A 14,284-nucleotide genomic window follows, 5' to 3' on the forward strand; every position below is an offset into this window, starting at 1 on the left:
TAAGTAATTTAAAATAATTATATAAAAACTAGAATATAGTGCGGCCGTGGTGGAATTGGTAGACACGCAGCGTTGAGGTCGCTGTGGCTCATAAGGCCTTGGAAGTTCAAGTCTTCTCGGCCGCACCAGTTTTTATCGCTGTTTAATATGGGTAAAATGTTTATAGGAAATCAGAGTAGCAATAAGGTAGGAAGAGCTATCAGCGAAATCAGACGCGGTCGGCCAATTGTAATATATGATGAAAGTAATTACCTATTGTTCGCTGCTGCTGAGGCTTTAGAAAGAGATTTATTTAATCAATACAAGCTTATATCAAGTAATGTATATGTTACTTTAACTTCAAGTAAGGTAAAATACATATCTCAGAATAAAGAACATAATAGCAAACGTCTGTTGGTGAATAATTTTGATGAACTGCTCCATTTAATAAACTGTTCAAAGGAAGATTGCATAAAAGAGTTGCAATGCTCAAAGACAATAGATGAATGTGCTATTGCCTTGCTTAAGTTCTCAGAATTATTGCCATACGCGTTAGTAGCTGATATGACTTTTGAGAATAAGTATGAAATGCGAAATTGGTGTGAAGAAAATGACATTATTGCACTAGATACGTTACTCGTAAATGATTTTCAACAAAATCAGAGTGTGTATGAAGTGTGCAAAACATCATTATTTTTAAAACAGACTCAAGAAGTAGATATCATATCTTATAGAACCGAAAGTGGCGGAAGAGAACATCATGCAATTATCATTGGCAATCCAGATAAAGATGACGAACCATTAGTAAGAATTCATTCTTCGTGCTATACGGGTGACTTGTTAGATAGCTTATCATGCGATTGCAGAAGTCAGTTACATCAAGCAATTCAAATGATAGCTGACTTTGGAAGTGGTATTATATTGTATTTGATGCAGGATGGAAGAGGTATTGGTTTAACTAATAAGTTAAGAGCATACAGTATGCAAAGAGAACATAACCTTGATACTGTTGATGCAAATAGAATATTGGGTTTTGAAGATGATGAAAGGAGTTTTGTTGTTGCAGCTAAAATGCTTAAGAAATTGAACATTAACAAAATCCAATTACTTACAAACAATGATAGGAAATTGTCAGAATTGGAAAGTAGTGGTATAGAGGTTACAAAGTGTCTACCACTTATTGTGGAACGTAATAAATATAACGATTCATATATGGAGACAAAGTTTGGTAAGCTAGGCCATAAGTTAAGAGTTTTTTAGCTTTTTTGTTGTAACTACTTTGTTAATTTGCTATGTTTATTAACACAAGTTAAGATTTTTAAGAATATTAAAATGCTAAGATTTTTTAAGCGAGAGAAAAGTACTGAATCGTTAGATAAGGATATAAATTGGAATTCAAACCGCTACAGCACAGTTATTGCTCAAAGGAATATTCTACTTTTATTTGCGTTAATATTATTAGCAACGATCTCTATCAGCATATTAGTCATATTTAAAATTAGCACAAGTAGCACTATTGAGCCATTTGTTATAGAAATTGACAAGAAATCTGGAATAGTGCAATTGGTTGATCCTGTCACAGTAAAGCAGTATTCTGCAGATGAAGCGCTAAACGATTATTTTATTTCAGAGTATATAAAAGCAAGGGAGGTTTTTGATCCATATCATTATAATTATAACTATTATACAAAGGTGAGGTTGTTTTCCTCACCTAATGTGTATAATGAATTTAGAAATTATGTAGGATCGCAGAATATGGATGATCTTTTTAATTTATACTCAGATACCAAAAGTGAATTTAAAATTCGCTCAATTCAAAAATTGGGTAACGATGCTCTTCAGGTGAGGTTTTTTGTGGAATTTACACGGAAAGATGGAAGTTCCACAAGAAAAAATAAGATAGTTATTATGTCATATAGATATGCATCGCTTGAAATGGATGATCAGCAAAGATATATTAACCCATTAGGATTTCAAGTTATTTCATATAGAGTAGATGATGAATATGTATAGGATATTATTAGTTTTAGCTTTACTTATAAGTGGCAATTTAAACGCATCCATTAATTATAATGAGCCTATTTCTGTAGATAGTAGAATAAAGACTTTTGTGTATAGCCCTAATGAAGTATTTACGGTGGTTTTTAGTCAGGGTTACTATTCTTATATTGAATTTGCGGAAGGAGAAAAAGTTAAAAATATCGCTGTTGGTGATGCATCAAGTTGGAAAATTAATCCTTATGACAATAAATTGCTTATCATGCCATTTGAAGTTAGTAGTCGCACTAACATGATTATTACGACAACTAAAAAAAGAAATTACATTTTTGATTTAATCTCAAGGCCAAACTACGATAAATACCCAGATACTGATGCTAAAAAAGTGGATCATGATTATTCTGCTGAAAAGGATATATCTTATGTAGTACGTTTTTATTATCCTCAAGAAGAAGGTGAATTTGATGTTGATTTAGATGAGGTTTCTTTACCTACTCAAATGCAATATACTACAGACAAGCCAGAAAAAATAATACAAGAAAATGATACGAAGTACAATTATACATATATTGATGAAGGTGGTAATGTGGATATAGTTCCGATTGAGCTATTTGATGATGGTTATTTAACCTATTTAAAATTTAGAAATAATAATAAAATACCTCAGATTTTTGTAGAAGAGGAGGATAAACCTTGTAAAAGGCTGTTATTTGATGATTATGTTATAATAAAAGGAGTACATAAAAAGCTATTTATGCGTTATGAAGATGGTGAAGTTGAAATTATAAATAGGTCACTTTAGCTGTGGTACATGCAATATGAATAAAGAAAGGCGTAACAATTCAGAAGATGAATCAGAAATAGAGAACAAGGTAGTAACAGTTGGCTCTAATCAAGGTCATAGGGCATTGATGGTCGTTATTTTAGTGCTTCTGGTTGGTGGAGTGTATTATCTCTATTTTAGTCCTTCTCCTAAAGAGGGTTTAGAAGTTATTAAAAAAGAGGAAACAAAGCAAAACGTTCAAGAATTGAAAGGAAAGTTGGAACAAGTTCCAGATAATGTAATGGTTCCTGAAAGAATAATAACTGATCCCTTACCACCCTTACCTCCTCTTCCTACACCACAAATCATACCAGAAATAAAACCAATAAAAAAAGAAGAAGAGAAACCAAAAGAAATCTCTGTGTCAAATATACCTATTTTGCCAAAGCAAAATTTTCCTTCTAGTAATGTTATGGGCAATTTACCTACCTCGTTTCCTACAATAGGGGGTGGCGGTTATCCTAGAGACAGACGTAGTGCACAAATGTTAACAATTTCAAGTGATGGTGGGGAGAACAAGGCTGCTGATGCTATTACTTCAGCACAATCGAGCAAAGCTACCAGAGTAGGAAAGCTTGGTTTAATGATTACTCAAGGTAAAATTATTGATGCTGTTCTTGAAACTGCAATAAATTCTGATCTGCAAGGAATGCTGCGTGCTATGGTGAGTAGAGATGTTTATGCAGAAACTGGTGATACAGTTTTAATACCTAAAGGCTCAAGATTGATAGGCAGTTATTCATTTGACTCGAATGTTGCAGGAGCCCGTGTAAATATAAATTGGAACAGAGTGATTATTCCACATGGAATAGATATTGCTATCTCATCACTTAGTACTGACGAGCTTGGTAGAGCAGGGATAGCAGGAATAGTTGATAATAAAATAGTAAGTGCATTATTCTCTTCAGTGGCACTTGCTGGTGTTTCAATTGGTTCGGCTGTTATAGGGCAAAAGGCTTCTAATCTTATCGATGCGATAACTGCCATGGATGCAGTGAAGTCTATTACGGCAACTGAAATAGATATTTCTTCTCTCAAAGGGGCTATTGTTGAGAGATTGGAGGATGCTATAAAAACTGAAGTTGGGAAGGTAGGAGACGAAAAATGGAAATTGGGTCTTAGGGCTATTGAAAAAATTCGGAATGCTAAAAGTGATCAGGATTTACTGAGAATAATAAAGGAAGAAATAGTAAGTGTGATAAAAAGTTCTGGAGCTAGTGGAGTTGATGCAATTACTAGTGACAATATCGGTATAACTTTAGACGATGTACGTCAACTGTTGAGGCAAACTCAGAAAAGAAGCAAATCTGTTTATGATGAAGCAATCGGAAAATCAATCAATGATTTTTCTAAAGACATGCGAGATATAGTGGGCAGATATACAGATAAAAAACCAACTATTTATGTCGATCAAGGCACCGCATTGAAAGTATTTGTTAACCAAGATATAGTATTTCCTTCACAGGCAATATTAAATCAATGAAATGAATTATGCTGCACTTGATACATATTTGGAGCCATTACAAGGCATATTTCAAGAAGAAGGCGTAAATGAAATATCAATAAATAAGCCAAAGGAAGTATGGATTGAAAATCGCGGTGAAATAAGGTGTGAAAAATTAGAAGTATTCGATCTTAACCATTTGAAATCTCTTGGCAGACTGATTGCTCAAGCTACAGAACAAAAACTTAGCGAAGAAGCACCGTTACTTTCGGCAACATTACCAAATGGTTATCGTATACAGATAGTATTTCCACCAGCATGTGAACCTGATAAAGTAGTCATGTCGATTCGTAAGCCTTCTAGCATACAATTAGCATTGGATGATTACGAAAAAATGGGGGCTTTTTCTGAAACTGTTACAGAAGCAACTGATAATCTAGTTGACCGTCATTTGGATTTACTGTTAAAACAAAAGAAAATAAAAGAGTTTTTAGAATACGCTGTAATAAGTAAGAAAAATATTATAATTAGCGGTGGAACTTCCACTGGTAAGACTACTTTTACTAATGCTACTTTGCGTGCTATTCCAGCTGAGGAAAGAATTATTACTGTTGAGGATGCAAGGGAAATCGTTTTGAACGAACATCCCAATAAAGTCCATCTAATTGCCTCTAAAGGAGGGCAGGGCAGAGCAAAAGTAACCACTCAAGATTTGATAGAAGCGTGCTTACGTTTAAGGCCAGATAGAATAATAGTTGGTGAACTTCGTGGGGCGGAAGCTTTTAGCTTTCTCAGGGCAATAAATACTGGTCACCCTGGATCAGTATCAACCCTTCATGCGGATAGTCCAACAATGGCCCTTGAGCAAATAAAATTGATGGTTATGCAGGCAAATCTTGGCATTCCTCCAGATCAGATCATACCATACATTAGAAATGTGATTGATATTGTTATTCAGCTAAAAAGAACCGGTGGGGGCAAAAGAAGCATTTCTGAGATATTATTTACTAGATCTGCGAGCGAAAATGCTTAAATTTATACATAAGTTAAGGAAGAGTAGTTTATGAGTAATGGAAATCACCTACGTAATATTCTCGTAGGAGGTGTAGTAGCTTTTAGCGTACTTGACTTTTGCTTCTATCTATCTGGTATATTGTTTGTTCTGTTTGCTGATGGTCCAGATGCTGTGGATTTTAAGGCAATTAATCCTAGTTTGACGCCTTTCCCTCAAGCTCTTTGGCCAACGATTTTTGATCATATACAATATTGTTGGCATCATCCAAAGTTATATAGCCTTGAGCTCAAAATCAAATTAATTATATCTTCTGCACTGCCTATCGTTGTTTTAATGATTATTTTGTGGAATTTAAGAGAAAGGATAATTGAGTGGCGACCGTTTAAAAAGAAAGAATCACTTCATGGAGACTCGCAGTGGGCATCAGAGAAAGACATACGAAAAGCAGGATTAAGAAGCCAAAAGGGATTATTGCTTGGTAAAGATAAAAGAGGATACTTCATTGCTGATGGGTTTCAGCATGCATTGTTATTTGCACCTACAGGTTCTGGTAAGGGTGTTGGCTTTGTAATTCCTAATTTATTATTTTGGACTGACTCGGTAATTGTACACGACATAAAATTAGAAAACTATGAAATAACAAGTGGTTGGCGAGAACGACAAGGACAAAAAGTATACGTATGGAATCCAGCGCAGCCAGATGGAATAAGTCACTGTTACAATCCATTACAATGGATTAGTGAAAAACCTGGGCAGATGGTTGACGATGTGCAGAAAATAGCTAACTTAATCATGCCTGAACAAGACTTTTGGCAAAATGAAGCAAGAAGCTTATTTGTTGGAGTGGTATTATACTTACTTGCTGCACCAGAGAAAGTTAAATCTTTTGGTGAAGTTGTTCGTACGATGCGTAGTGATGACGTAGTTTATAATCTTGCTGTTGCTCTTGATACAATGGGTAAAATACTACACCCTGTAGCATATATGAATATTGCAGCTTTTTTACAAAAAGCTGATAAAGAAAGGTCGGGTGTTGTATCAACTATGAACTCATCGCTTGAATTGTGGGCAAACCCATTGATTGATACTGCAACTGCGTCAAGTGACTTTAATATTCTAGATTTTAAAAGGAAGAAAATTACAGTTTATGTTGGTTTAACTCCTGACAACTTGACTAGGCTCAGGCCTTTAATGCAGGTTTTTTACCAACAGGCAACTGAGTTTTTATGTAGAAAATTGCCATCAGATGACGAGCCTTATGGCGTATTGTTTTTAATGGATGAGTTTCCTACGCTTGGAAAAATGGAGCAATTTCAAACAGGTATTGCATATTTTCGTGGTTATCGAGTTAGATTATTCTTAATTGTTCAAGATACTGAGCAGCTTAAAGGAATATACGAAGAAGCAGGAATGAACTCCTTTTTGTCAAACTCGACTTACAGAATAACTTTTGCAGCCAATAATATTGAAACAGCTAATTTAATATCGCAACTTATAGGAAACAAAACTGTACAACAAGAATCGTTGAATAAGCCTAAATTTTTAGATTTAAATCCTGCTTCAAGGTCATTACATATCTCTGAAACACAGAGAGCATTGCTATTGCCTCAAGAAGTTATTATGTTGCCACGTGACGATCAGATAATTTTAATAGAGTCGACTTACCCAATTAAATCAAAGAAAATTTTATACTACAGTGATACCACCTTCACAAGAAGGCTGCTCAAACAAACTCGTGTGCCTACACAAGAACCATATGATCCAAATAAAGCTTTTTCTGGTGTTGGCAAAGGTAAGGTTAATAACGAAGAAAATAACGCTATCGAAGGGCCTAACGCTGCTGATTATCCTGCTGAAACTAAAACAGAAGATGCAGTGTATGATGAATCAGATGAATTTGCAGACGAAGATATTGATGATGAAGATATTGACGATAAGTTTGAAGATGATGACGAAGAAGATGAGGATAGGAGCGATGACGAAGAAGAGGAGGATGAATTTGAAGATGAGGATATTGACGATAAATTAAAAAATGACGAGAAGTAAGGTTAACTTTGCCTATTTTTAGCTTAGAAAAGTGCAAGTTATGCAAATAATTAGGTTTTTCATATTAAGCCATTTTTAATTAATTAGTATTAGATTAGCTATTTTAACTAGGGGAGTAGTAATGATTAGTAAAAAAACATTAGGCGGTTACAGCACTTGCTTTGTTGTTATCACAACAGTCTTTTGCAAGTGAAACAGAAGGGTTTTACTTTGGTAGTGGATATTACGGTCAATTTTTTAATGGCATGGGTGAACTAAAAACAAGCACTACAGGTATCAAAAGTTTATCTATAAATGACAGGAGTGCTGAGAATACAAAAGGTCAATTACTAAGTAAGTATAAAGGAGATTATAATCCACCTTTTGCTGCAAATGTAGCATTGGGTTATACAGGGGAATTGAATGGCAACAGCTATAGGGCTGAATTGGAAGGGATGTATTCTTCTGTAAAAGTGGATAATATTGGTTTAACAAGCAATCAAATGACTGTATCGTACACAAAGGAAAAAGTTAAGAAGAACGCAAACAACACTGATACAGAATATTTGTATCGTGCTATAGTCAATCACGACCAAATTGAGAACATATCTGTAATGGCAAATGTTTATCATCATTGGAAGGGTGACCGTTTCTCTTTTTCTCCTTACATTGGTATTGGAATCGGTGCAACAAGAATGACAATGTTTGAAAAATCGTCAATAAGACCCGCAGGTCAATTAAAAGCTGGCCTTGATTATCGCATAAATGAAGATGTAAATATGCATATCGGATATAGGGGTTTTGCTGTTGGTGGTGTTATTGATAGCAATTTTATGCTTGAAACGCGAATTCTGGATTAAGGAAGGAAGAAAGTATAGGAAATAGAAGGCTTTTTGGATTTGATGGAATAGGAAATGAGAGTAGAAAAGATATGAACCAAAAAATTAACAGGGGATCTATGGCGAGTGTGTTCAATTTCTAGTCTATTTTTTAGGTAACCAAAAACAGTCTCAATGATAGACCTTTTTCTCAGTAAAATCTTCTCATTTAGCGAAATCAATGCATTTTTCATACCTTTTTTCACCTTGGTAACAAGTTTCAAACCTCGGTCAAACAGCTTCTGAAAAAGCTCTTTTGCAATATAACCTTTGTCACCAAACAAAAGGCCGGTTAATTTTTCCGTCAGATTTGGCACAGGTATCCTATCATCAACATTGCCTTTTGTTAGCGTAAGTGCATGAATTTCACCATTTTCATTGATTACCATATGTAATTTGAAACCAAAAAACCAGCCGTAAGTACTCTTGCTTAATTTTGCAATTCCAGCAAAAACTTTGTTTTGGATATTCTTTTTGCATGACAAACTGCAATGGGAGTTGTGTCTATATATGAAATTCCAGTGTTTTCTGACTGTCCACAAAGCCAATGCAACAACATTGCTAAATGCCACAAAACCCTAGGCTTTAGAGCAACAAACCTGGTATATGAAGGCAACTTTGGAAACTCTGATTTGTAGAGCAACGTTAGGTAATGTAGATAGAAAGTTTTGAAATTTTTACACGGAGATTGTTGATATAGCAGGATTATTGTCATGATTTCGGAGTGCTCAATTTCCGTTGTTCTTGTGGGTTTTTTACCATTTGGCAGTAGTTTACCTGCAAAATTTTTCTCTATATCTCTGCAAAAATCATCGACCAAACAAAACAGTTTGTTATATCTTCCATGGTTAACCTCATCTGTTTTTTTATAACTGCTGAGTTTACCCTGTTTTCTTGCCTTTTCTATTCTCCTTTAATCCAGAATTCGCGTTTTTAGGTTAATAAAATTATATGGACAAGATGGTGTAAAAGAGTGGAAAAAGGAAGCAATTTATGGAAAGAGATCTTACATAGAAGGATTTTTCTCAAGGTTGAAGCAAGTATTTGGATTTAGCTTTAGGAATAAATCTGAAGTAAATCGTGAAAAAGAATTACTAATTAAGTGCTATTTGCTCAACAAATTCACTGATATTGGTATGGCTAAATTTGAAATCATTACATAAATTTGTCGTAAACCATCACTGCTTAAGGTGCTATGCAACAAAGCCATCCCAGTGTCAAGCACTGGGATGACACCTTTTCTTGGGGAGCTATCCTAAAGGCGATACTTATACAGTTGTACTTGAATGGCCCAGGCAATCAGTTCCATAACTCTTCTATTTTATAATACTCCCTTACTTCTGACCTGAATATGTGAACCATTATGCCTTGAAAATTCAAAACCACCCAATTGCCTTCATCCATACCTTCTACATCTATTTTATCATGTCGCTCGAGACTTTTTATTACGTGTTCAGCTAACGCTTTCACATGGCGACTTGAATCACCAGATGCAATAATCATATATTTTGCAATAATGGTTCTATTCTGCACATCGAAAGTAACTATATCGTGACCTTTATTTTGATCTATTATACTTACAATCATGCTTTTTATTGATTCTGTATCACTGGATACATTAGTCATCATCTTAAATTATTTAATTTGCTTATAATTATACACTCAAAATCTCTAAATATGAACTTGTATCTTTATGATGTAAGGTATTAGAGCTAAAATATCTTGCAGGAAAGGGTGAAGCCGGATGTGAACTAACGCCAATAAGGCCGAAAATTAGATTTTGCTCTCCTTCCAATAGAGTTAAAAGACTGAACAGTATCTTTGAAATTATATCCCGTATTTACAAGAACTCTCAATTTTGTTTATAGTCTTGGAGGCGGTTTTATGCAAACAAATGCTATTTTAGTTATAGATATTGCTAAACAAAAATTTGATGCTTGTTTGTTGGTAGGCAGCAAAAAACGACATAAAGTTTTTCACAACAACCAAGATGGTTTTGAAAAGCTTGTGACTTGGTGCAATAATCATGGAGCAGAGCTTATTCATCTGTGTCTTGAAGCAACAGGTTGTTATAGTGAAAAATTTTATGTATGACCTGGGACATAATGTAAGTGCCAGCCCAAATCAAAGCTTTTGGCAAAAGTGAGCTACTTAGAAATAAAACAGATAGATCAGATGCTGCTATGATCGCTAGGTTTTGTATTGCTTTTCCTTGTAAAAATTTGGCTTATCTTTATATCAGCTCATTTAAACAGCATTAACATGACTTATGCCTTTTTTTGGATGTAGAAATTTTCTAGGAATTGTCTTCTTGAATTCTATGGTATTTTGTTTAACATTGAAACAAGATTCCAGTGTCAAGCACTGGAATGACAGGAGAAACGCGAATTCTGGATTAAGGAAGGAAGAAAGTATAGGAAATAGAAGGCTTTTTGGATTTGATGGAATAGGAAATGAGAGTAGAAAAGATATGAACCAAAAAATTAACAGGGGATCTATGGCGAGTGTGTTCAATTTCTAGTCTATTTTTTAGGTAACCAAAAACAGTCTCAATGATAGACCTTTTTCTCAGTAAAATCTTCTCATTTAGCGAAATCAATGCATTTTTCATACCTTTTTTCACCTTGGTAACAAGTTTCAAACCTCGGTCAAACAGCTTCTGAAAAAGCTCTTTTGCAATATAACCTTTGTCACCAAACAAAAGGCCGGTTAATTTTTCCGTCAGATTTGGCACAGGTATCCTATCATCAACATTGCCTTTTGTTAGCGTAAGTGAATGAATTTCACCATTTTCATTGATTACCATATGTAATTTGAAACCAAAAAACCAGCCGTAAGTACTCTTGCTTAATTTTGCAATTCCAGCAAAAACTTTGTTTTGGATATTCTTTTTGCATGACAAACTGCAATGGGAGTTGTGTCTATATATGAAATTCCAGTGTTTTCTGACTGTCCACAAAGCCAATGCAACAACATTGCTAAATGCCACAAAACCCTAGGCTTTAGAGCAACAAACCTGGTATATGAAGGCAACTTTGGAAACTCTGATTTGTAGAGCAACGTTAGGTAATGTAGATAGAAAGTTTTGAAATTTTTACACGGAGATTGTTGATATAGCAGGATTATTGTCATGATTTCGGAGTGCTCAATTTCCGTTGTTCTTGTGGGTTTTTTACCATTTGGCAGTAGTTTACCTGCAAAATTTTTCTCTATATCTCTGCAAAAATCATCGACCAAACAAAACAGTTTGTTATATCTTCCATGGTTAACCTCATCTGTTTTTTTATAACTGCTGAGTTTACCCTGTTTTCTTGCCTTTTCTATTCTCCTTTAATCCAGAATTCGCGTCTTAAGCAGTGATGGTTTACGACAAATTTATGTAATGATTTCAAATTTAGCCATACCAATATCAGTGAATTTGTTGAGCAAATAGCACTTAATTAGTAATTCTTTTTCACGATTTACTTCAGATTTATTCCTAAAGCTAAATCCAAATACTTGCTTCAACCTTGAGAAAAATCCTTCTATGTAAGATCTCTTTCCATAAATTGCTTCCTTTTTCCACTCTTTTACACCATCTTGTCCATATAATTTTATTAACCTAATAGCAGCATTTCTGTCAGACATATAATCTATTTTTGAATGTTCTGCTGCATCCTTTTTTGGTAGAACTTTTGTCTTTATATCGTATTTCTTACACAATTTATAAAGTTTGTGCCTATCGTATGCCCTATCTGCATATAATGCTTTTATTTTGTGCTGAAAATTAACTTCTTCAAGCAAATCGCAAGCTCCATAGTGGTCAGAGTAGAAGCCATTACTGTATCTTGCAGCTATAGCTTTTTTACTATTTACACTTAACATAACATGTAACTTTCTTACTTGCTCGTAGCTTCGGTACTTTCTATCTGCACTGTTTTCCTTACTGTGGCCAGGAGTGTTACTGTAAATGCTGATACTTGTGCTATCTATGATAATTTCAATATTTTCCATGTTGCTTTTATCAACCCTGCAATCATTTATCTTAATATTAAGTTTTTTAAACCTTCTTGATGCTTGTGAATAGCTGATAACTGCCAAATTTTTTCCTATTTGTTGCAGATATCCTTTTATAAACCCCACCGTTTGTCTTAAACCAATTCTAAAAAGATTGACAATTATATGCACCAAAATTACGACTTTATCACTGTAAATATAGTTGCCGCCCTGCATTTTTGGACTATTTTCATACCAATTTTCGATAGCTTCATCGATGTAACGAAAAATATTTCCCCTTTTTTTTAAGGAATTTGTTATATTCGTTTTGGTTACTGACTTTCATTTTCTGTGGCATATTTTTTCTTCAACAGTTAAATGGTTATTTATAATGAATTTTGTCAGTAGCCACCAGATTTTTTCGGTTGCTATGCAACAAAGCCATTCCAGTGCTACTTTCCTGTCATCCGAGTAGCTGGCACTGCCCTCCTTACATGGTCACTAGGGTGACAGGATGAAGGTACTGGGATTGTATATTAAATCAAAGCCGCAAGGCTATAATGAGCAAGGAGTGATACTGTCAATTGGATTGATTGATAGAAATCGTAGGCATCTCAGTGCACTCCTAGCTTTAAAAAATGGAGTACGAACGGTAGGGGGATCTAAAAGATCGAATCACAATCCTGTACAGCATTTACATTATTATTTGATTATATCTATAGGTACAAAAATGGCTAGAACAGTTTTCATTGGTATTGATGTTTCAAAAGAAACACTTGATATCTCAATCGACAATAAACATCAGCGTATAGAAAATGTAGAAAGAGCTATATCTGAGTTTATAAAGTCAAAAATAGTTAACGTATTTGTTAGGTTATGTGTAGTAGAATCAACAGGTGGTTATGAAAAACTTGTCATAAAGTTGTTACGGGAACATAACATAGCTGTTCACAGAGCTCACCCAAATCGGGTATATGCATTTGCAAAAGCCTGCAACCACTTTGCAAAAACAGATAAATTAGATGCAAAATTACTAGAAAAATATGCTGAATTTATCACAAAAAATGACGAGGTAATAGAATACATAGTTTCAAAAAAGCAAGAAGAACTAAAAACGCGAATTCTGGATTAAAGGAGAATAGAAAAGGCAAGAAAACAGGGTAAACTCAGCAGTTATAAAAAACAGATGAGGTTAACCATGGAAGATATAACAAACTGTTTTGTTTGGTCGATGATTTTTGCAGAGATATAGAGAAAAATTTTGCAGGTAAACTACTGCCAAATGGTAAAAAACCCACAAGAACAATGGAAATTGAGCACTCCGAAATCATGACAATAATCCTGCTATATCAACAATCTCCGTGTAAAAATTTCAAAACTTTCTATCTACATTACCTAACGTTGCTCTACAAATCAGAGTTTCCAAAGTTGCCTTCATATACCAGGTTTGTTGCTCTAAAGCCTAGGGTTTTGTGGCATTTAGCAATGTTGTTGCATTGGCTTTGTGGACAGTCAGAAAACACTGGAATTTCATATATAGACACAACTCCCATTGCAGTTTGTCATGCAAAAAGAATATCCAAAACAAAGTTTTTGCTGGAATTGCAAAATTAAGCAAGAGTACTTACGGCTGGTTTTTTGGTTTCAAATTACATATGGTAATCAATGAAAATGGTGAAATTCATTCACTTACGCTAACAAAAGGCAATGTTGATGATAGGATACCTGTGCCAAATCTGACGGAAAAATTAACCGGCCTTTTGTTTGGTGACAAAGGTTATATTGCAAAAGAGCTTTTTCAGAAGCTGTTTGACCGAGGTTTGAAACTTGTTACCAAGGTGAAAAAAGGTATGAAAAATGCATTGATTTCGCTAAATGAGAAGATTTTACTGAGAAAAAGGTCTATCATTGAGACTGTTTTTGGTTACCTAAAAAATAGACTAGAAATTGAACACACTCGCCATAGATCCCCTGTTAATTTTTTGGTTCATATCTTTTCTACTCTCATTTCCTATTCCATCAAATCCAAAAAGCCTTCTATTTCCTATACTTTCTTCCTTCCTTAATCCAGAATTCGCGTGAGAAGGGGCTACTTAGATCCTGGAGGGAAGCGTGCGTGCAATTATTGTGCATGAATTTAAATGGCA

Annotated in this window: 11 protein-coding genes, 1 tRNA gene and 4 pseudogenes; 12 read left to right on the forward strand and 4 right to left on the reverse strand. The window is 34.6% G+C overall.

Annotation, left to right across the window (positions count from 1 at the left end):
- Nucleotides 1-40: 40 nt before the first annotated feature.
- The 8 genes and pseudogenes from AAGD95_RS03120 to AAGD95_RS03155 all read left to right on the forward strand — a co-directional run.
- Nucleotides 41-128: transfer RNA gene (locus tag AAGD95_RS03120), tRNA-Leu, on the forward strand.
- 28 nt (nucleotides 129-156) lie between these two features.
- Entirely contained in the window at nucleotides 157-1,239 is a 1,083-nt protein-coding gene (locus AAGD95_RS03125) for a GTP cyclohydrolase II (protein WP_341818816.1), read from the forward strand.
- Nucleotides 1,240-1,311: 72 nt separating this feature from the next.
- Nucleotides 1,312-1,992 (forward strand): type IV secretion system protein, encoded by a 681-nt coding sequence (locus AAGD95_RS03130; RefSeq protein ID WP_341818805.1) that lies wholly within the window; start codon nucleotides 1,312-1,314, stop codon nucleotides 1,990-1,992.
- Entirely contained in the window at nucleotides 1,979-2,779 is an 801-nt protein-coding gene (gene virB9, locus AAGD95_RS03135) for a P-type conjugative transfer protein VirB9 (protein ID WP_265026659.1), read from the forward strand. Before AAGD95_RS03130 ends, virB9 begins: the two co-directional genes overlap by 14 nt.
- A 16-nt stretch (nucleotides 2,780-2,795) precedes the next feature.
- A complete protein-coding gene (locus tag AAGD95_RS03140) occupies nucleotides 2,796-4,283 on the forward strand; it encodes a TrbI/VirB10 family protein (protein WP_341818806.1) in 1,488 nt (495 codons plus the stop codon).
- A 1-nt stretch (nucleotide 4,284) separates the two neighbouring features.
- Entirely contained in the window at nucleotides 4,285-5,277 is a 993-nt protein-coding gene (gene virB11 / locus AAGD95_RS03145; protein ID WP_341818182.1) for a P-type DNA transfer ATPase VirB11, read from the forward strand.
- A 30-nt stretch (nucleotides 5,278-5,307) separates the two neighbouring features.
- Nucleotides 5,308-7,305, forward strand: coding sequence for a type IV secretory system conjugative DNA transfer family protein (locus tag AAGD95_RS03150; RefSeq protein WP_341818183.1), 1,998 nt, complete (start codon nucleotides 5,308-5,310; stop codon nucleotides 7,303-7,305).
- Between the two features lie 121 nt (nucleotides 7,306-7,426).
- Nucleotides 7,427-8,138 (forward strand): annotated as a pseudogene (locus AAGD95_RS03155) (P44/Msp2 family outer membrane protein); the annotation flags it as partial.
- A gap of 2 nt (nucleotides 8,139-8,140) precedes the next feature.
- On the opposite strand, the pseudogene AAGD95_RS03160 reads toward AAGD95_RS03155, so the two are convergent.
- Nucleotides 8,141-8,991: pseudogene (locus AAGD95_RS03160) on the reverse strand (IS982 family transposase).
- A 202-nt stretch (nucleotides 8,992-9,193) separates the two neighbouring features.
- Here AAGD95_RS03160 and AAGD95_RS03165 point away from each other — a divergent pair.
- Nucleotides 9,194-9,325 (forward strand): hypothetical protein, encoded by a 132-nt coding sequence (locus tag AAGD95_RS03165; protein ID WP_265015624.1) that lies wholly within the window; start codon nucleotides 9,194-9,196, stop codon nucleotides 9,323-9,325.
- Between the two features lie 136 nt (nucleotides 9,326-9,461).
- On the opposite strand, the gene rsfS is transcribed toward AAGD95_RS03165, so the two are convergent.
- Nucleotides 9,462-9,788 (reverse strand): ribosome silencing factor, encoded by a 327-nt coding sequence (rsfS, locus tag AAGD95_RS03170; RefSeq protein WP_265026353.1) that lies wholly within the window; start codon nucleotides 9,786-9,788, stop codon nucleotides 9,462-9,464.
- Between the two features lie 258 nt (nucleotides 9,789-10,046).
- Between rsfS and AAGD95_RS03175 the strand changes: the two genes are divergently transcribed.
- The gene (locus tag AAGD95_RS03175; RefSeq protein ID WP_265026354.1) at nucleotides 10,047-10,256 is read left to right on the forward strand and encodes an IS110 family transposase; all 210 of its coding nucleotides are present in this window, start codon (nucleotides 10,047-10,049) and stop codon (nucleotides 10,254-10,256) included.
- A 301-nt stretch (nucleotides 10,257-10,557) separates the two neighbouring features.
- On the opposite strand, the pseudogene AAGD95_RS03180 reads toward AAGD95_RS03175, so the two are convergent.
- Together AAGD95_RS03180 and AAGD95_RS03185 are read right to left on the reverse strand one after the other, a co-directional pair.
- Nucleotides 10,558-11,408: pseudogene (locus AAGD95_RS03180) on the reverse strand (IS982 family transposase).
- Nucleotides 11,409-11,537: 129 nt separating this feature from the next.
- Nucleotides 11,538-12,458: an IS5 family transposase gene (locus tag AAGD95_RS03185; protein WP_341818817.1), complete on the reverse strand. Its 921-nt coding sequence runs from the start codon at nucleotides 12,456-12,458 to the stop codon at nucleotides 11,538-11,540.
- Between the two features lie 193 nt (nucleotides 12,459-12,651).
- Between AAGD95_RS03185 and AAGD95_RS03190 the strand changes: the two genes are divergently transcribed.
- Complete coding sequence (locus AAGD95_RS03190) at nucleotides 12,652-13,269, forward strand: IS110 family transposase (protein ID WP_341818185.1); 618 nt, start codon at nucleotides 12,652-12,654, stop codon at nucleotides 13,267-13,269.
- An 83-nt stretch (nucleotides 13,270-13,352) separates the two neighbouring features.
- Nucleotides 13,353-14,203 (forward strand): annotated as a pseudogene (locus tag AAGD95_RS03195) (IS982 family transposase).
- The last annotated feature ends 81 nt before the right edge of the window (nucleotides 14,204-14,284 follow it).

Origin of the sequence: Wolbachia endosymbiont (group B) of Ennomos erosarius, assembly GCF_964026905.1 — a bacterium.
In the GTDB taxonomy this organism is placed as follows: Bacteria; Pseudomonadota; Alphaproteobacteria; order Rickettsiales; family Anaplasmataceae; genus Wolbachia.